This window comes from Streptomyces fuscichromogenes (assembly GCF_014645815.1).
In the GTDB taxonomy this organism is placed as follows: Bacteria; Actinomycetota; Actinomycetes; order Streptomycetales; family Streptomycetaceae; genus Streptomyces; species Streptomyces fuscichromogenes.
Genome location: NZ_BMML01000026.1, coordinates 21,366 through 39,482, shown reverse-complemented (window position 1 = coordinate 39,482; position 18,117 = coordinate 21,366). Strand labels below are relative to the sequence as shown.

The window sequence follows — 18,117 nt, the reverse complement described above, 5'->3', positions numbered from 1 at the left end:
CTTTTCCATGCCCGTCCCGAATGGCACTACCGGTCGGTCGGGCTTAGGAACGAAAGCGAACGGGGCCCACCCCGGGCCCTCCCCCTCCCCTGGAGGAGCCATGACCCAGACCGGACCGATGACCGCCATGTCCAAGCAGATGCAGGACTGCGTCAACATGTGCATGGCCACCCACACGATGTGCGAGGAGACCATGAGCTCCTGCATGTCGATGGAGGGCGGCCAGGCCCAGATGCGCATCATGCGCGCGCTGATGGACTGCTCCGAGGCGACCCGGATGTGCGCCGACATGATGATGCGGCGCTCGCCGCTCTCGCCCGAGATGTGTGCGATGTGCGCCAAGGCCTGTGACATGTGCGCCGAGGCGTGTATGACCATGCCGGACGACCCGCAGATGAAGCGCTGCGCGGACGCGTGTCGCCGCTGCGCGGAGATGTGCCGCTCGATGGCGGGCATCGCCATGTGATTCCCCGGGAAGGAGAGCGAGGGCACCCAACGGGGTGCCCTCGGTTCCGCAGCGGATCAGCTCGGTCGGATCAGACCATGTTCGTGCAGTTGGCGATCTGTTCGTCACCCTCCATGACCGCTACCTGGATGCCGACCCCGTTCATGTGACCGGTCGAGTCGTCGGCGCTGAGCGTCCAGCTCTTTGTGGTCCCTTTGCCGTCGTAGAGGTGATGCCACTTCCAGTACTTCAGGTTGTACGCGTTGTCCTGTGAGACGAAGCGGATCGCCACGTGATGGCCGTCCGCGGCGTCGTCGTTGACCTTCAGAATCATGTCGACGTGCTTGGGCGTCCAGTCGCTGAACCATCCGTTGCCGAGCACGCCAGGCGTCTCGCAGTCCGTGTAGAACGGATACGACACGGCGTGAGCGGGCTCCGTGGCCCCCACGATCATGAGCAGGGCCCCGACGCTGGTCCCCAAAGCTGCGAGTCTCTTACCCACAAACCCTCCCCGTATGGAATTGGTAAGAAGCAGGAGCATCTTTGGATGATCTTGGCGGCGCGTCAAGTCGGTTTCCGCGCAGCGAAGTTGAACGCGGCGCTCCGTCTCCGGAGCGCGTCACGTCAATTCCCGGACACGGTGACCTTCTCGTCGTTCTTCAGCTCGTCCACCAGGGTCTTCACCTTCGCCTTGTCCCAGACCAGGTTCCCGTTGACGGAGCCGGAGATCGGCATGTTCATGGAGACGCCGTCGCCGCCGTTGACGTCCTTCATCGCGAAGAACATCGACGCCAGGTCCCACAGACTCATGTCCTTGTCCACGGTCAGCGAGTCGAGGCCCGCGCCGAGCGTGGGGTAGAGCTTGAAGGGGTTCAGGACCGTCGACGGGGTCGCCACCTGGTGGGCCAGGGCGGCCAGGAACTTCTGCTGGTTCTTGGTGCGCTGCAGGTCGGAGGTGGCGAAGGCGTGCCGGGTCCGGACGAAGGCCAGCGCCTCCTCGCCGTTCAGGGTCTGCTTGCCGGCCTTGAAGTTCGCGCCCGAGTAGCTGTCCTTGAAGCCCTTGTCGATGGTGATCGTGACACCGCCGACCGCGTCCACGATGTCCGCGAAACCGGCGAAGCCGATCTCCACGTAGTGGTCGATGTGCAGACCGGTGTTGAACTCGACCGTGCGGACGAGGAGGGTCGGGCCGTCCTCGGCGTAGGCCGCGTTGAGCTTCGTCTGACGGCCGGTGCCCTGGTAGACCTTGCCGGACGTGGACCCCTTGTAGGACGGGATCTCCACGTTCGAGTCACGGGGGAGCGAGACCAGCGTGTCGCCGTTGTCGCCGACGTGCAGGATCATCATCGAGTCCGTGCGCTGGCCCACGGCCGACCCGGTGTGCAGCTTCTTCTTCTCCTCGGCCGACATGCCCTTGCGGCTGTCGGAGCCGACGATCAGGTAGTTGGTGCCCTTGCCTGCCGCGGGCCGGTCGATCACCTTGGACAGGTCGACGTCCCGGTGCAGCTTGGAGTCGGCCCAGAAGTAGGTCGAGACGGATGTGACGATCAGCACGCTGAGCACCACGATCGCCGTCCACTTGATGCGCTTGCGCCAGTTGGCGGCCGGGCGCGGACCGCGCTCCTGCGTGCCGCCGGGTCCCCCGCCGCCGGGGCCGCCGCCGTAGACCTGGCCGCTGTTGTAGCCGCTGTCGTAGCCGTCGTACCCGCCGCCGCTGTCTCCGTACCCGCCGCCGTACGACGGCTGCTGCGGGACCCCGGCGTATCCGCCGCCGCCCTGCTGCGGGGCGCCGTACGGCGGTGCCGACGGCTCGCCACGCCGTACCTGGCGCATCACGCGGGCGCCCTCAGGCTGCGCGCTTGCGCTACCGCGGCCGTACTGGTTGCCACGGTTGTCGTCCGACCATCCCTCGGGCCATTCGCTCATGGGCCCCAGTGTGCAGGCAGCGCCCATGTCTCTTACAAGGGTCGTCGGAAAATCAGGGCACCGCTGTTGCGAAGCCGACACAAATTCCGCGATTGTCGCATCGGCATAAGGTGGGGGCCATGACAGACCAGGCCCCCGAGGCGGAATCCGGTATACCCGGCAAGCCGACGTCCGCGTCCCGGACCACCCTGAGCCACATCATGACCCACAGCGACACCAACCTCCTGGGGACGGTGCACGGCGGCGTGATCATGAAGCTCGTGGACGACGCGGCGGGCGCGGTCGCCGGCCGGCACTCGGGCGGTCCCGCCGTCACCGCGTCCATGGACGAGATGGCGTTCCTGGAGCCGGTCCGCGTCGGCGACCTGGTCCATGTCAAGGCCCAGGTCAACTGGACCGGCCGGACGTCGATGGAGGTGGGGGTGCGGGTCCTCGCCGAGCGCTGGAACGAGTCGACCCCGGCCACCCAGGTCGGCTCGGCCTACCTGGTCTTCGCGGCGGTGGACGCCGACGGCAAGCCGCGCCGGGTGCCGCCGGTCCTGCCGGAGACCGACCGCGACCGCCGGCGCTACCAGGAGGCCCAGATCAGACGCACGCACCGGCTGGCGCGGCGCCGGGAGATCAGGGAGCTGCGCGAGCGCAGGGCGGCCGAAGGGTACGTGGACTAGGACGGCCGGTGCGTCGTCGGCCGCGGGTGCGTTGGGGGTTGCCCGCGCAGTTCCCCGCGCCCCCAAAAGAAGGGGCGCCGAGCAACCCCCTGTTTTTTTAGGGGCGCGGGGAACTGCGCGACCAGCCCCCACCGGCCCGCAGCCGAACCACGACCCTCAGCAGACCTTCTCATCCCCCCGGATAACGGAAGACTCCACCGGCGGCGTCGCCGGCGCAGCCACCCGCACCGGCCGCACCGCGCCCGTGAAGTCCGCCCCCACCGTCACCCGCAGCACCGGCCCCAGCCCCGGCACGGCCCGCAGCTCGCTGCCCGGCAGCGCCGCCGCCAGTGACCGCGCCGAGCGGTCCCAGCGCGGGTCGAAGGAGACCACCGTCCGCCGCACGTCGTGCCGGGCGGCGCTCACCGGCAGGTGGTTCGTCGCGAAGCCCGCCGCCGCCAGCGCCGCGTCCATCCGCCGCGCCAGCCCCGCCGTACCCGTGCCGTTCTCCGCCTGGACCCGGATCTGGCCCGGTGCCACCTCCACCGTCGCCGGCACCGGCCCCCGCGGCTCCGACGCATGCGTGGGCGTGGGCGTCGGCGAGGGCGTCGGCGTGGGCGCGTGCGCCGACGAGGTGGCGAGCGGCTTATCGTCGCGCAGGGACCGGAACAGCCGGTCCGCCCCGGCCCGGTCCCACTTCAGCGTCGAGCCGATGCCCTTCACGGCGAACCCCAGCTGTCCGACGGGGACGGTCGTGAACTCGGACGAGGACGGCGAGAAGTTGCGCATCGCCCGGCCGAGGTCCAGCAACTCGTCCGTGCCGAAGCCGGTGTCGGCCCGCACCGACCCCAGCACCGCCCGCGTCACGTCCCGGAACCTGATCGGGTTGAGCAGCACCCCGCTCGACGTCGCCCGCTCGATCAGCGCCGCCAGGAACCGCTGCTGCCGCTTCATCCGGCCCAGGTCGCTCGCCGCGTCGACGTGCCGGGAGCGGACGTACTGCAGGGCCTGGCCGCCGCCCAGTGTGTGCGAGCCGGCGGAGAGGTTCAGGCCGGTGTAGGAGTCCTTGAGCGGCTGGGCGGTGCAGATCCGGACCCCGCCGAGCACGTCGACGGTCCGCATGAACGTGATGAAGTCGACCTCCAGGTAGTGGTCGATCTTCAGATGGGTCATGTCCTCGACCGTGCGGACGGTCAGCTGCGGGCCGCCCTCCGCGTACGCCGCGTTCAGCTTGATGGGGTGCGCGGCGTGCGGCCGGCCGGTCGTCCCGTCGAGGTGCGCCGGGACCTCGGCGTACGAGTCGCGCGGCAGGCTGACCACCGTCGCCCGCTCCCGGTCCGCCGAGATGTGCACGATCATGATCGTGTCGGTGCAGTGGCAGGGCGCCCCGCCCAGCCGGTACTTCCGCCGCTCCCGCTCGGTGATCTTGTCGCGGCCGTCGGTGCCGACCAGCAGCACGTTCATGCCGTGGCCCGCGGCGGGACGGTTCTTCATGTCCTTGAAGGGGTCGACCCGGGCGATGTCCGCGTCCAGGCCGGCCATCACCGAGTGCCCGATCCCGGCCGATGCCAGCACCACCACCGAGAGCGTGGTCACCGCCCGCATGGCCCAGCGCGGCCGCCGGGGCCTTCTGGGTCGTACCGGCGGCCGCGGGGCCTGACGGGTGGGCTGCGGTCGGCGCTGCGGCCGGGCGGGCCGGGCGGGGGACCGGGGCGGGCTGGCGGACAAAGGACACCTCCGGACGAGGCCGTACGTGGGATCCGTGAGCACGGTAGGCCGATACGACCTTCAGCCCGCGGCGCCGCCCATGCGGCGCGCACCGGTGTCCCCCGTTCGCGGTAACGTGAGCCCCCTATGAACGCCAAGCCCGACGTGCGGCACCCCGCAGTTTCTGTGATCATGCCCGTCCTCGACGAGGAGCGGCATCTGCGCGGGGCCGTCCAAGCGATCCTCGCGCAGGAGTACGCCGGAGAGCTGGAGGTCGTCATCGCCCTCGGTCCGTCCACGGACCGCACGGACGAGATCGCCGCCGAGCTCGTCGCGGAAACTGCATCATTCAAAAGCAAGCGCGTGCACACCGTCCCGAACCCGACCGGGCGCACCCCGGCCGCGCTGAACGCCGCGATCAAGGCCTCCCGGCATCCGATCGTGGTCCGCGTCGACGGCCACGGCATGCTCTCCCCGAACTACATCGCCACCGCGGTACGGCTCCTTGAGGAGACCGGCGCGATGAACGTCGGCGGCATCATGCACGCCGAGGGCGAGAACGACTGGGAGCACGCGGTCGCCGCGGCCATGACCTCGAAGATCGGCGTCGGCAACGCGGCCTTCCACACCGGCGGCGCGGCCGGCCCCGCCGACACCGTCTACCTCGGTGTCTTCCGGCGCGAGGCGCTGGAGCAACAGGGCGGCTACAACGAGGAGTTCATCCGCGCCCAGGACTGGGAGCTGAACTTCCGGATCCGGGAGGCCGGCGGGCTGATCTGGTTCTCGCCGGAGCTGAAGGTGTCGTACCGGCCGCGGCCCAGCGTGCGGGCGCTCGCCAAGCAGTACAAGGACTACGGCCGCTGGCGGCACGTCGTCGCCCGCTACCACGAGGGCTCCATCAACCTACGCTACCTCGCCCCGCCGGTGGCGGTGTGCGCGATCGCCGCGGGCGTCGTGGCGGGGGCGCTGGTCACCCCGTTCGGGTTCCTGATCCCCGGCGGCTACCTCGCGGCGATCGTCGCCGGGTCGCTGCCGGCCGGCAAGGGGCTGCCGCTCGGTGCCCGGCTCCGGATACCCGTCGCCCTCGCCACCATGCACATGTCGTGGGGGTGGGGCTTCCTGACCAGCCCCAGGTCGCTGGCGAAGCGGGTCATCGCGTCCCGTCGCCCGGCCGTGCTCAGCCCCGTGTCCGACTGAGCACCGCCCGGCGCTCCCGCTACCAGGTGTAGTCCGGGTCGACGTGCATGCACGCCTTGGTGTCCGAGGCGTTGAGGGCGTTCGCCGACGTCGGGGTGGTGTCGTCGTCGGCGGTGTACTTCGTGCCCGAGCGCCAGTCGGCGCCGACGACCACCGTGACGCCGTCGACGGCCGTGGACTTCTTCACCTGCGCGGCCGGGATGCCCAGGACCTTGGCGACCCGCTGGGCGTCGCCCGCCAGGTCCGCGCTCGGATAGCGCACCAGGGTCTGGTCCGCACTGAGCAGCGCCGAGCTGTCGGCGGCCGCCTTGGTGAAGCCCTTGCCGACCAGCAGCTGGGTGACCGCGGCGGCCCGGCCGGTGACGGCGGACTCCGCGCTGCTCTTCGTGCCGTTCTGCACCTGTACGGCGATCCTGTCGTCGGCCGCCGCCTTGTCGGTGACCTTCGCGGCGGTCGCGGTCTTCTTCTTGTCCTTGCCGTCCAGGGCGATGTCCTCGCGCACCAGCCGCCACAGCTTGGCCGCGTCGGTGGGCTTGGGCAGCACCCGGTTGCCGTCGGCGGAGTACACGAACGGCATCGTCGTCATGGTGATGCGGGCGGTGGGGACCTTCTTCAGCTCCTTGCTCAGGGCGTAGAGCTTGGTGACCGAGCCGAGGCCGGTGTCGACCGTGACCGCCTTGGTGGCCGTCTCGGCGAGCCCCAGGAGCTTGTCGGGGTTGCTGAGGGTGGCGTTGGAGCGCAGCTGGCGGACCATCGAGTTCATGTACATGTGCTGGGCCTTGGTCCGGGCTATGTCGCTGCCGTCCTCGAAGCCGTAGCGGGTGCGCAGCCACTGGAGGGCCTGCTTGCCCTTGACGGAGGTGGTGCCCTTCTTCAGCTTCAGGCCGGAGCCGTGTCCCGAGGAGGTGTGCGAGTAGATGTTGGCGTCCACACACACCGGCACACCGCCGATCGCGTCGGCCATGGACACCACGCCCGAGAAGTCGACCATCATGAAGTGGTCGATGTGGATGCCGGTGAGCTTCTCCCAGGTGGCCACCGTGCAGCCGGGGCCGCCGCGTTCCAGGGAGGCGTTGGTCATCGTGTCGGCGGTGGCCGGGTACACCTTGCCGGTCTTGGCGTCGGTGCACTTCGGGATGGAGACCAGGGTGTCGCGGGGCATGGACACCACCGACATGTTGGTGCGGTCGGCGGAGACGTGCAGCAGCATCTGGACGTCGGCGCGGGCGGCGGTGCCGATGTCCCTGGCACCGCCCAGCTTCACGTTCTCGGCGGAGTCCCGGGCGTCGGAGCCGATCAGCAGGATGTTCAGCGGGGTCTGGCCGGCCGCGTTCGCCCTGGTCTTCGTCGCCCGGTCCTTGGAGTCCCCGATGTTCAGGGACTCCTTCTTGATGTTGTGGTTGAGGTGCTCGTAGTACAGGTAGCCGGCGGTGGCGGTGCTGGCCATGGCCAGCGCCAGGACCGAGGCCGACCAGCGCACGACCCGGCGTCTGCGGCGTCTTCTGCGGTCGTCGTCCGTACCGCGTCCGGAGCCGTCGTCCGTGCCGGGTCCGCCCGGTCCGCCGTCACCCTCCTGGAGCGTGAGAGGCATGGTGTCCTCGACCGCGGACACCACGTCGGACACCTCCCCCCGCACATTGCTGCGCACCACCTTGCCCGCCCTCCCGCTCACACCCGCCACCACACCCGGAACTCCCGGGCACCTGGGCACGGCGGCAGTGTCGTGCAGGCGTATAGGAGTTGCCTGTGCCTACCTGTGCGGACCTGTGTGTTCCCGCTACCAGCGATAGGGCGCGTACACGTCCATGCACTGCTTGGTGTCCGAGCCGTTGATGGCGTCGGCGTTGTCCGGCAGGTCCCCGGCCTTCGGCGCGCTCTGCTTCGGGTACGCCGTACCGGTTCGCCAGTCGGCGCCGACGACGAGCGTGACCCCCGACACGGCGGTGGTCTGCTGCACCTGGTCGGTGGGTATCCCCAGCGCCTTGGCGACCGCCTGCGCGTCGCCCTCCAGGTCCGCGCTCGGGTACCGGACGACCGTCTTCTCCACCGACTGCGAGGCCGCCGAGGTGTCCGCCGCCGCCCTGGTGTAGCCCTTGCCGGCCAGTTCCTGGGCGAGCGCCCGGGCCCGGCCGCCGACCGCGGCCTCGGTGGCGGTCCCCGTGGCGTTCTGCACCAGCACGCCGAGGCTGCCCGCGGAGAGGGACGGCTCCTTGGCCGGCTGGGCGCTCGCCGTGGTCTTCTTCTTGTTCTCCGCGGCGCTGCCGTTCTTGTCGAACGCCACGTCGTCGCGGATCATCCGCCACATCTTGTCGGCGTCCGTGGCGGCCGGCACGACGTGGTCGGAGTTCTGCGGGTCCTGGACGTTCGGCATCGTGACGCTGGTGATGCGGTTGGTCGGCACCGACTTCAGCTGCATGGCCAGGCCGTACAGCTTGTTGACCGTGCCGATCTCCTCGGACACCCCCAGCGAGTCCGTGGCCGCCTCGGCCAGGTCCATCAGCCGTGGCGTGTCGGTGAAGACGTTCTGCCCCTTCAGCGTCCGGATCATCGAGTTGAGGTACATGTGCTGGGCGCGGGCCCGCATCAGGTCGCTGCCCCAGGCGTGCCGGGTGCGCAGCCACTGCAGGGCCTGCTTGCCCTGCACCTTGTGGGTGCCGGCGGTCAGCTTGAGCCCGGAGCCGCCGGGCACCGCGGGGGTCGGGTGGTCCCACACGTTCTGCCTGACACACACGTCGACACCGCCGATCGCGTCGGCCATCTTCACCACACCGGAGAAGTCGATCGTCATCCAGTGGTCGATGTAGACACCGGTGAGGTTCTCCCAAGTGGCCAGCGTGCAGCCGGCACCGCCCCGGGCCAGCGACTCGTTGATGATGGTGTTGGTCGCCGGGTACACCTTGCCGGAGTCCGGGTCCGTGCACTTGGGTATGTCGACGCGGGTGTCCCGGGGGATGCTCACCAGCGCCGCGCTCTTGCGGTCCGCGGACAGGTGGATGAGCATCTGGACGTCGCCGAGCGGCGGGCTGCCCCGGTCGTACTTGGCGCCGCCGAGCTTCACGTTCTCGGCGGAGTTACGGCTGTCGGAGCCGATCAGCAGGATGTTCATCGGGGTCTGCCCGGCCGAGTTCGGCGCGGTCTTCCTCGCCTTGGAGTCGCCGCCGCTGTCGCGCTCGCCCTTGTGGATGTTGCCGTTCAGGTGCTGGTAGTAGAGGTAGCCGGCACCGGCCGTACCGAGGACCACCACCGACAGCACGGCCGCCGACCAGCGCAGCACCCGTCGTCCGCGCCCGCCCCGCCCGCTTCGACCACTGTTCGGCCCGTCGGACGAGTCACCGCCCGAGCCGCTCTTCGCACCGTCCTTCGCGCCGTCCTTCGCGCCGTCCTTCGGGCCGTCCTTCGGGCCGCCTCTGCGAGGTCTGCCGTCGGGTCTGCCCGGCGCCCGGGGTGCCTTCGGTGCGAGGGACATCGTGTCCTCGACCGCAGGCACCTCCTCCCCCCGCACATCGCTCTGCGTCAACTCCCTGCCCTCCCCACCCTGCGCCCTGCGCACACAGGCCCGCCGCCACGCCCCCCGTCGGACGCCACACGGACCACACGGGTCCGCCCCGCGCCCGGTTAGACGCGCGACGGACCCATAGGGTTACCTGCTTTTTCGCGGTTACTTGACGCTCGTCCGGCGTAACTCTTCGTGGTGGCGCCCTACTTGGCGCACGTCACCTTGTCCGCCGTCGTCTTGCTGTCCACGTCCGGCGCCTTTGTCGGTGTGGTGAGGGAGACTCCCGCCCCCTGGAAGTCCTTGCCCAGCGTCAGCGTGATCGCGGGCAGGCCCTGGGAGTTGACCACGCTCTTGCCGGGCTTCATCGCGGAGCCGGACAGCCCCATGAGGCTGGCCAGCTTGCGCGCCTGATCGGCCTGGTCGGGGGCGTACTCCAGGGTGGTCTTGCTGAGTTCGGCGTCGGCGTTGCCGGCGTTCTCCGACTTCAGGACGCCCTCCTGGTTCTGGAGCCAGCTGAGGGTCTCCTGGGCACTGCCCGCCGGGGCCCCGCCGTTGAGGATCCGCACCCGCACCGCGGAGGCCGCCGACTTGGTGCCCTCCAGACGGGCCGCCGCCGCGTCCTTGCTGGCCTGCGCCTGCTTCTTCTTGACGGCCGTGAAGGAGACGTCGTCCTTGATCGCCTGGAAGACGGCGGGGGCCTTCGTCTCGTTGAGCACGACGGTCACCTTCACCTTCTCCGCCGGGTTGTCCAGCACCGGGATGGTGGTGAAGGTCAGGTTCTTCGGGTTGAGCTTGCCGAGCTCCAGACCGAGGTCCTTCAGCTTGCCGATGCTGTCCAGCTGGGAGTCGACGGTGAGCGCCTTGGTGCCGACCTCGGCCAGCTTCAGCAGCTTGGTCGGGCTGGTGAGCGTCGAGTTGGAGCTGAGCTTGCGCATGAGGGCGCTGAGGAACTGCTGCTGGAGCTGGATCCGGCTCAGGTCGCCGCCGAAACCGACCGAGTGCCGGGTGCGCACGAACGCCAGCGCGGTCTCGCCGGAGATGTTGTGGGTGCCCTTGGACAGCTTCAGGTGCGAGTCCGAGTCGTCGATGTCCTTGGCCAGACACACCTCGACCCCGCCGACCGCGTCGGTCAGCGTCTTGACCGCGTTGAAGTCGGCCACCATGAAGTTGTCGGCCTGGATCCCGGTCAGCTCGGTCACCGTGCGCACGGTGCAGCTGGCGGTACGGCCGTCCTGGCCGAGGCTGGTGTTGAAGCGGACGTTCTCGGTGCCCGCGATGACCTTCTCGCTCCCGTCCGACTGCTGTGTCTGGCAGTCGGGCACATCGACGATGAGGTCACGCGGAATGCTCAGCGCGGTGGCGTTCGAGCGGTCCTTGGAGATGTGCAGCAGGATCGTGGTGTCGGCGTGCCCGACGCTGCCGGTGTCGCCGTAGCCCTCGTTGCCCGCGCCCGTCCGCTTGTCGGTACCGATGATCAGCAGGTTGATCGCCTTGTCCTTGCTGAAACCACCGGTGCTCGCGCCGTCGTCGGAGACGGACGTGATGTTGTCGTTGAGGTGCTTGATGTACAGGTAGCCGGCGGCCGAGGCGGCGACCAGCACGAAGGCCATCGTCCCGCCGGTCCACAGCAGGATCTTCTTGGCCTTCGACTTCTTCTTCACCGGCTGCCGCCGCGAGCGGCGTCCGGGCGGCGGCTCGGGCTCGGCGCGCCGCCTGCGCTGTCCCGGCACCTCCGGGCTCACGGTCTCCCGGGCACCGCCCGCGGCAGGACCCGGCGAGGCCGGTCTGCGCGGCCCGGGTACCGGCGACGACTGCGGTGCGGAAGGTGCCAGTCGCAGTTCGTATTCACCGGTGTTCGGATTGAGCACCCACTGGTCTGCGGGATCGATGTTGTCCGCCCGCCCACGGCCTTGCGCGTCCACGGTTGTCCGAATCCTCCGTCGGGGCCACGCGGCGCCTTCCCCCCACCAAGACGCTCGGTCACGTTTCGCGGTGCGCGACCCCAGGACGGACCTCGCGGCCGGGTGCACCGGAGCGCTCACACTATCCGCCCAGTTCAGCGTCGAGTGACGCCAGTGACAAATTCGTCGTCCCTACAACCGGGCAATCCATCTCATTTAACTGACAACGAACGGAGCGGAAGTTCGCCGCCTTGGCACGTGCTTTACGCGCAACTGTCCTCGGCGGCGGTGTTACCGCGAAACGTGGGCTCCGCGGAGTTCTCGGAAGAGGGGTCGTCCTTCTCGCCCGTGACGTAGTCGGCGACCTTCACGGGGGCGTCCGCCCGCAACAGCGCGAACAGCGCGTCCGCCTTGCCGGCCATCAACTGGTCGCGGTTGGAGTCGTACACATACGGCTCCCGCGGGGCGGTGAGGAACTGCACATGGTCCGTGGGGACGTTCCGCAACCCGCGTACCAGCTGGTACAGACCGCGCAGACTGGCCAGTTCGGGATCGGTGGTGAGGGCGGAGGTCGCCGCGTCCAGCAACGGATAGAGCTTCGCCGGGTTCAGCAGTACGTCACTGCTCTGCACCTTGTTGACGAGCGCCCCCAGGAACTGCTGCTGCCGGTCCATCCGCCCGGTGTCGCTGCCGTCCCCGATCGACTTGCGCGCCCGTACGTACCCCAGGGCCTGCTCCCCGTCGAGCGTGACCCGCCCGGCGGGCAGCCGCAGCTTCGCCGCCTTGTCGTCGATGGGCTTCTTCAGACACACCGTCACCCCGTCGATGGCGTCGACCATGTCCTTGAACCCGCTGAAGTCGACGACGGCGTAGTGATCGACGCGGATGTCCGTGAGCTTCTCCACGGTACGCACGGTGCAGGCCGAACCACCCACCTCGAAGGCCGAGTTGAACAGCGTGAACGAGGGCTCGCTGCGCCGCCCGTCGCCGCGCAGGCAGTCGGGCACGTGCACCATCAGGTCCCGGGGCAGCGAGACGGCGGTGGCACTGCGCCGGTCACGGGCGAGATGCAGCAGGATCGTGGTGTCGGACCGCTGGGTGCCCGAATCCTTGCCGTAGCGGCGGTTCCCGTCCCCGGCCCGGCTGTCCGACCCGATCAGCAGGATGTTCTGCGCGCCCCGCACCAGCTCGGTGGGCCGCTCCCGCTCGTACCGGGCGAGCTCGTCGGCGGCCGCGTCGTCGGCGGTGATGTTGTGACTGAGCTTGGCGTAGAGGGCCCAGCCGCCGCCGACGGCCCCGACCAGCAGCACGCCGGCACCGAGCGCCGCCCCCCGCAGCCAACGCCGCCGCCGCGACCGGGCAAGCCCGTACCCGGTGGCGGATGCCCCTACGACGTCGGTCACTCCTCAACAGTGCCTCGGCCCGACGCGCAAGGGCGTGACAACTGACCCAGACGAGTGACCGATCCGAGCAAGGGCCCACAGCGGCTTACACGGGGCGTCTGGTCCCGCCTTCTTACGCGGGGCGTCTGGTCCCGCCTTCTTGGGGGCGCGGGGAACTGCGCGAACGGCCCCCACCGGCCCGCGGCCGACGAACGGCCTCACCACGCCCGCAGCCGATGAACGCCCTCACCGCGCCCGCGCCGAAGCAGTCACCCGCTCACTCTCGATCCGCTTCGCGACCCCTTCCTCCGCCAGCTCCCCCAGATGCCGGCACAGCACCACCGACCCCCCGACCGCGAGCGGCGCGTACAACCCCGCGCTCAACCCCTCCCACGTGTCGTACGACAGCCCCGACAACAACCGCGACCCCGGCCCGGTCAGATCCAGCCCCGCCGCATCCCCGAGCGCCCGCTCCACGACCTCGGCCCCGCTCAGCTCCGCCCCCGCCACGATCAGCGCGGGCTCGTCCGGATCGACGGGCGAGAACGCAACGAACCGGTCCCCCTGGCTCGGCACCTCCACCGCGTAGTCCACGAACCCGTCCGGGACCGCCGGGAACCGCCCGCCCAGCGGCCGCAGCGCGAGAGCGACCCGCTCACCCCGGCACGCCCTGGCCGCCTCCAACGAGTCCGGCCCGCTGACGACGACGTCGGCCGCCGCCGGGTCCCCGGCCACGTCGGCGATCGCGCCCACCGACGAACACGCCAGCAACCACACCGCCGTCTGCCAGTGCGCGGGCAGCAGCAGGGCCACCCGGTCACCCGGCCCCGTACCGAGGTCGCCCTGCAGCAGATTCGCCGTCTTGGCCACCCAATTGGCCAAGGTGGCCACGGACAATTCGACGCGCTCGCCCGTCGCGTCGTCGTAGAAGGTCACCAGGGGGCGTCCGGGGTCCGCGGCGAGCGCGGAACGCAGCAGGTCGGCAGGGGTGCGATCGGTGGCGTTCACCCGCGCAAGGGTACGCCGCGCCCGGCGTCCGCACCGGCCGGAGGCGCCACCGGTTCGGCGTAACCGGACCCGACGGGACGTCAATTCCCCGCCGGGCAGGTCTGTCTGACTGTGTTCAATATCGGGGGCATGCGTGGATTCCTGACTTGCTCGATCGGCGTCACCTGCGCGGCGGCCCTCACCCTCCCGGCCGCCGTGCTGAACGCGCCCTCCGCGGCCGCCGCACCGGCGGACCCGGCCACGACGACCACCGGCCGCCCCACCGCAGCGGCGGCCCTCGCCGGCAGCACCCGGTCGCTGCCCCTCACCCCCCGCACCCGCGAGCGTGTCCTCGGCCAGGCCCCCGAACAGGGCGCCTACAGCGTCGGTGGACGGCACTTCTCGCTCGTCGGCGTCGTCTGGGACAACCCCGGAACCGAACTGCACGGCCGGGTCCAGGTACGCACCCGGTCCGCCGCCACCGGCCACTGGTCGGGCTGGCAGGACGTCGACACGCACACCGCCGACCACGGCGCCGACCCGGACACGGCGGAGGCCGCCTCCGGCCGGGTGCACGGCGCCACCGCCCCCCTGTGGGTGGGCGACTCGGACGGAGCCGAGGTACGCGTACGCGCCGAACCCGAACCCGGAACCGAGCCGGGAGCGGAACCCGAACCCGAACCCGAACCCGAACCCGAGGCCGGGGCCGGGATCGGGTTCGAGCCTGAAGCAGAACCCGCGTCCGAGGCCGAGGCCGGGACCGGGGTCGAGCCCGAAGCCGAACCCGAGTCCCAAGCCCAAGCCCAACCCGAGTCTGAGGCCGGTGCCGGTGCCGGTGCCGGTGCCGGTGCCGGTGTCGGTGTCGGGGTCGAGCCTGAAGCAGAACCTGCGGCCGAAGCGGAACCCGCGTCCGAGACCGGTGCCGGGGTCGGGGTCGAGCCCGAAGCCGAGTCCGAGGTCGGGACCGAGTCCGGGGCCGGGGCCGCCGACGCCCCCGGGGCAGCCGACGCCCCCGGCTCCCGCGGCAGTGGCGGTGTCGGCATCGGACGCGACCTGCTCCCGGCAGGCCTGCGCCTCGAACTCGTCGACCCCGGCGACGAGTCGCCGTCCCAGGGCCCGCCGGCCAACGACCCCCGTACCGACGTCGCGGCCGACCCCGCGGCCGCGGTCAACGCCGGCCTCGTGTCCTTCGGCGCCACCGAGATCCCCGCACTGAGCCGGGAGGACACCGAACGCGAACTGCGCGAGCTGACCGCCGCCGGCGCCGCCGCCCCGCTCGGGAAGCCGTACATCGGGCCGCGCCCGAGGATCGTCACCCGCCACGGCTGGGGCGCCGACGAGGCGCTGCGCGAGAAGGGGTTCGTCTACACGGGGAAGATCAAGGCGGCCTTCGTCCACCACACCGCCTCCGGCAACGGTTACCGCTGCTCCGAGGCCCCGTCCGTCATCCGCAGTATCTACCGCTACCACGTCGTGAGCATGGGCTGGCGGGACATCGGCTACAACTTCCTCGTGGACAAGTGCGGAACCATCTACGAGGGCCGTGCCGGGGGCGTGGCGAAGGCCGTCAGAGGCGCCCACACCCTCGGGTTCAACAACCACAGCATGGGCATCGCGGTGATCGGCACATACGGCTCGCGCAAGCCGTCCGCGGCCGCCGTGACCGCCGTCGCCAAGCTCACCGCATGGAAGCTCGGGCTCTTCGGCGCCAATCCCAGGGGAAAGACATATCTGAAGTCCGGGGGTGGCAATCTCTACCCAAAGGGGAAGAACGTACGACTGAACGTGATCTCCGGCCACCGGGACGGGTACGCCACCGAATGCCCAGGCGCCAAGCTCTACGCCAAGCTCGGCTCGGCCCGGACCAGCTCCGCGCACCTGCAAGGGCGCTGAGAACGGGGGCCGCGTTCAGCGCCGTCGGGGGCAGTCGGGGGAAACCGCACACCCATGCCGCGTGGCACCACGCGGCTGTCGAGGGCGCCGTCGCACGGTCTGCATACACTGGCCGGCCGACAGAGAGTTCGGCCGGTCCCGGCAGGAAGCAGAGACGACAGGTGACAGAAGCGATCCTCCTGGTCGGCGGCAAAGGCACCCGGCTGCGCCCGCTCACGGTCCACACGCCCAAGCCGATGGTCCCGGCGGCCGGCGTGCCGTTCCTGACACACCAGCTGGCCAGAGCCAGAGCGGCGGGCGTGGAGCACATCGTCCTCGCGACGAGTTACCTGGCGGAGGTCTTCGAGCCGTACTTCGGCGACGGCGCGGCACTCGGCTTGCACATCGAGTACGTCACCGAGGAGGAACCCCTCGGCACCGGCGGCGCGATCCGCAACGTGGCCGCCCGGCTGCACTCCGGCCCCGACGACCCGGTCCTGGTCTTCAACGGCGACATCCTGACCGGGCTGGACATCGGTGCCCTGGTGGCCACGCACGAGTCGACCTCGGCGGACGTCTCCCTGCACCTCACGCAGGTGACGGACCCCCGTGCGTACGGCCTCGTCCCCACCGACGGGACGGGCAGGGTGCTGGCCTTCCTGGAGAAGCCCCAGACCCCCGAGGAGATCGTCACCGACCAGATCAACGCGGGGGCGTACGTCTTCCGCCGCTCGGTCATCGACACGATCCCGGCGGGCCGCCCGGTGTCCGTGGAGCGCGAGACCTTCCCGGAACTGCTCGCGGCCGGCGCCCACCTCCAGGGCATGGTCGACTCCACGTACTGGCTGGACCTGGGCACGCCCGCGGCCTTCGTGCGCGGCTCCGCCGACCTCGTGCTGGGCCGCGCCCCTTCCCCCGCGGTCCCGGGCCGCTGCGGCGACCGCCTCGTGCTGCCCACGGCCCGGGTCGCGGCGGACGCGAAGCTGACGGGTGGCACGGTGGTGGGCGAGGGCGCGTTCGTGGCGGAGGGCGCACGGGTCTTCGGCTCGACGATCCTGCCGGGTGCCGTGATCGAACCCGGCGCCGTCATCACCGACTCCCTGATCGGCAACCGGGCCCGCGTCGGCGAACGCTCGGTCCTCACGGGCACGGTGATCGGCGACGGCGCGGTCATCGGCGCCGACAACGAACTGCGGGACGGCGCGAGGGTGTGGTGCGACGCGAGGATCCCGGCGGGAGCGGTGCGGTTCTCGTCGGACCAGTAGGGGTGGTGCGGTAGTCGCTTCGGGCGGCGGGCGCGTGGGAGCTGATCGCGCAGTTCCCCGCGTGTCCTGCACAGCTGCGGGCAGGCGTGCCGCAGGGCACCACGGGTGGGCGCAGCGGCACCCGGCAAGCGCCGGCAAGCGCCGGTAAGCGTCCCCACCCCTCGGCCCTCACCCCCGCCCCCGCCCGGCCCTCACCCCCCGCACATCACAACCGGCCTATATCCCCTCGCGGCATCCGCGGTGCCCGCCTCGCAGGCGTCTGCCCACTCAGCAGGATCAACCGAGCCGCCCGATGCCGCTGCCCCGCATAGGGTTCGAGCAGCCGCAGCATCGCCTCGTCGTCGGCGTCCCGGTCCCCGGCCAGCGCCCACCCCACGATCCCCGGCAGATGCAGGTCCCCGACCGTCACCGCGTCCGCCGCCCCATGACTGCGCTGCACTGTCTCCGCCGACGTCCACGGCCCCACCCCCGGCACCACCTCCAGCCGGGTCTGCGCAGCCTCCGCCGCCATCCCCACGGCCTGTTCGAGCCGCGCGGCGACCCGTACGGCCCGCAGGATCGTCGAGGCCCGCTTGTCGTCGACCCCGGCCTTGTGCCACTCCCACGACGGGATCAGCGCCCAGGTACGCGGTGCCGGCATCACCCACATCGGCCGCTCACCCACCCCCGCGGGGCCCGGCGCCCGCTCCCCGAACCTCCGCACCAGCGACCGCCAGGCCCGGTAGGCCTCGTCGGTGGTGACCTTCTGCTCCAGCACCGACGGGATCAACGACTCCAGCACCAGCCCGGTCCGTGTCAGCCGCAACCCCGGCCGCCGGTGCCGGGCCGCCGCCACGACCCGGTGTCTGGGCACGAACGCGGACGGGTCGTCGGCCGCACCGAGCAGCTCCGGCAACTGCCCGAGCAGCCACTCGGCCCCCGGGCCCCAGGCCTCCCCGCGCACCTCACCGCCGTACACGGCGACCCGCAGGGTCCCGGGTCCGGCGGGTGTCAGACTGGCCCGCCACACGGACCCGTCCCGGCCGGCCCGGAACGTGGGATCCCCGGGTCCACGCCGCAGCGGCCCGAGCACGAGTCCCAGATCAAGAGCCCCGTCGGGCTTCCACAGCCGGACCCGCCCGGGCGCGGCAGCCTGCCGAGGCATCCCGGCAGGCACGACAACCTGCCCACCCCGCACGGTCGCACGCGTGGACTTCGGAGCAAACCGACCAGCCATCCAAGGAATCCTAGGCGTCAGCGCCCCGTCAGGGGCGCGGGGAACTGCGCGATCAACCCCCACAACCTGCACTCGC

General features: G+C 70.8%; 14 protein-coding genes. 5 read left to right on the top strand and 9 right to left on the bottom strand.

The genetic code is table 11. The features are described from left to right. Positions 1-100 precede the first annotated feature (100 nt). Entirely contained in the window at positions 101-466 is a 366-nt protein-coding gene (locus IEZ11_RS40030; RefSeq protein ID WP_189267959.1) for a four-helix bundle copper-binding protein, read from the top strand. A gap of 70 nt (positions 467-536) precedes the next feature. Here the strand turns inward: IEZ11_RS40030 and IEZ11_RS40025 are convergent, their stop codons facing one another. Together IEZ11_RS40025 and IEZ11_RS40020 are read right to left on the bottom strand one after the other, a co-directional pair. Further along, positions 537-926, bottom strand: a complete 390-nt coding sequence (locus IEZ11_RS40025) for a hypothetical protein (RefSeq protein WP_189267958.1) — start codon at positions 924-926, stop codon at positions 537-539. Positions 927-1,069: 143 nt separating this feature from the next. Beyond that, complete coding sequence (locus tag IEZ11_RS40020) at positions 1,070-2,371, bottom strand: LCP family protein (RefSeq protein ID WP_189267957.1); 1,302 nt, start codon at positions 2,369-2,371, stop codon at positions 1,070-1,072. A gap of 119 nt (positions 2,372-2,490) precedes the next feature. Here IEZ11_RS40020 and IEZ11_RS40015 point away from each other — a divergent pair, with 119 nt between their 5' ends. Then, positions 2,491-3,039 (top strand): acyl-CoA thioesterase, encoded by a 549-nt coding sequence (locus IEZ11_RS40015; protein ID WP_189267956.1) that lies wholly within the window; start codon positions 2,491-2,493, stop codon positions 3,037-3,039. Between the two features lie 156 nt (positions 3,040-3,195). Here IEZ11_RS40015 and IEZ11_RS40010 read toward each other — a convergent pair whose 3' ends face one another. Further along, on the bottom strand, positions 3,196-4,746 hold the full coding sequence (locus IEZ11_RS40010) for an LCP family protein (protein ID WP_189267955.1): 1,551 nt from the start codon (positions 4,744-4,746) through the stop codon (positions 3,196-3,198). A gap of 126 nt (positions 4,747-4,872) precedes the next feature. Between IEZ11_RS40010 and IEZ11_RS40005 the strand changes: the two genes are divergently transcribed. Next, entirely contained in the window at positions 4,873-5,922 is a 1,050-nt protein-coding gene (locus tag IEZ11_RS40005) for a glycosyltransferase family 2 protein (RefSeq protein ID WP_189267954.1), read from the top strand. A gap of 19 nt (positions 5,923-5,941) precedes the next feature. Here IEZ11_RS40005 and IEZ11_RS40000 read toward each other — a convergent pair whose 3' ends face one another. The 5 genes from IEZ11_RS40000 to IEZ11_RS39980 all read right to left on the bottom strand — a co-directional run bounded on the left by IEZ11_RS40000 (position 5,942) and on the right by IEZ11_RS39980 (position 13,709). After that, positions 5,942-7,513: an LCP family protein gene (locus IEZ11_RS40000; RefSeq protein WP_189268054.1), complete on the bottom strand. Its 1,572-nt coding sequence runs from the start codon at positions 7,511-7,513 to the stop codon at positions 5,942-5,944. A 186-nt stretch (positions 7,514-7,699) separates the two neighbouring features. Next, entirely contained in the window at positions 7,700-9,439 is a 1,740-nt protein-coding gene (locus tag IEZ11_RS39995; protein ID WP_229713653.1) for an LCP family protein, read from the bottom strand. Between the two features lie 182 nt (positions 9,440-9,621). Next, on the bottom strand, positions 9,622-11,340 hold the full coding sequence (locus tag IEZ11_RS39990; RefSeq protein WP_189267953.1) for an LCP family protein: 1,719 nt from the start codon (positions 11,338-11,340) through the stop codon (positions 9,622-9,624). A gap of 242 nt (positions 11,341-11,582) precedes the next feature. Next, positions 11,583-12,722: an LCP family protein gene (locus IEZ11_RS39985; RefSeq protein WP_189267952.1), complete on the bottom strand. Its 1,140-nt coding sequence runs from the start codon at positions 12,720-12,722 to the stop codon at positions 11,583-11,585. A gap of 225 nt (positions 12,723-12,947) precedes the next feature. Beyond that, positions 12,948-13,709, bottom strand: a complete 762-nt coding sequence (locus tag IEZ11_RS39980; RefSeq protein WP_189267951.1) for a TIGR03089 family protein — start codon at positions 13,707-13,709, stop codon at positions 12,948-12,950. A gap of 129 nt (positions 13,710-13,838) precedes the next feature. Here IEZ11_RS39980 and IEZ11_RS39975 point away from each other — a divergent pair, with 129 nt between their 5' ends. Continuing rightward, a complete protein-coding gene (locus IEZ11_RS39975; RefSeq protein ID WP_189267950.1) occupies positions 13,839-15,581 on the top strand; it encodes a peptidoglycan recognition protein family protein in 1,743 nt (580 codons plus the stop codon). Positions 15,582-15,742: 161 nt separating this feature from the next. Next, entirely contained in the window at positions 15,743-16,825 is a 1,083-nt protein-coding gene (gene manB / locus IEZ11_RS39970) for a mannose-1-phosphate guanylyltransferase (RefSeq protein WP_189267949.1), read from the top strand. Between the two features lie 205 nt (positions 16,826-17,030). On the opposite strand, the gene IEZ11_RS39965 is transcribed toward manB, so the two are convergent. After that, a complete protein-coding gene (locus IEZ11_RS39965) occupies positions 17,031-18,041 on the bottom strand; it encodes a DNA-3-methyladenine glycosylase family protein (RefSeq protein WP_189267948.1) in 1,011 nt (336 codons plus the stop codon). Positions 18,042-18,117 lie beyond the last annotated feature (76 nt).

Coding starts and splice junctions, on each gene's coding strand:
- IEZ11_RS40030 (WP_189267959.1), top strand. CDS start 101: ATGACCCAGACCGGACCGATGACCGCCATGTCCAAGCAGATGCAGGAC.
- IEZ11_RS40020 (WP_189267957.1), bottom strand. CDS start 2,371: ATGAGCGAATGGCCCGAGGGATGGTCGGACGACAACCGTGGCAACCAG.
- IEZ11_RS40015 (WP_189267956.1), top strand. CDS start 2,491: ATGACAGACCAGGCCCCCGAGGCGGAATCCGGTATACCCGGCAAGCCG.
- IEZ11_RS40005 (WP_189267954.1), top strand. CDS start 4,873: ATGAACGCCAAGCCCGACGTGCGGCACCCCGCAGTTTCTGTGATCATG.
- IEZ11_RS40000 (WP_189268054.1), bottom strand. CDS start 7,513: ATGCCTCTCACGCTCCAGGAGGGTGACGGCGGACCGGGCGGACCCGGC.
- IEZ11_RS39975 (WP_189267950.1), top strand. CDS start 13,839: ATGCGTGGATTCCTGACTTGCTCGATCGGCGTCACCTGCGCGGCGGCC.
- IEZ11_RS39965 (WP_189267948.1), bottom strand. CDS start 18,041: ATGGCTGGTCGGTTTGCTCCGAAGTCCACGCGTGCGACCGTGCGGGGT.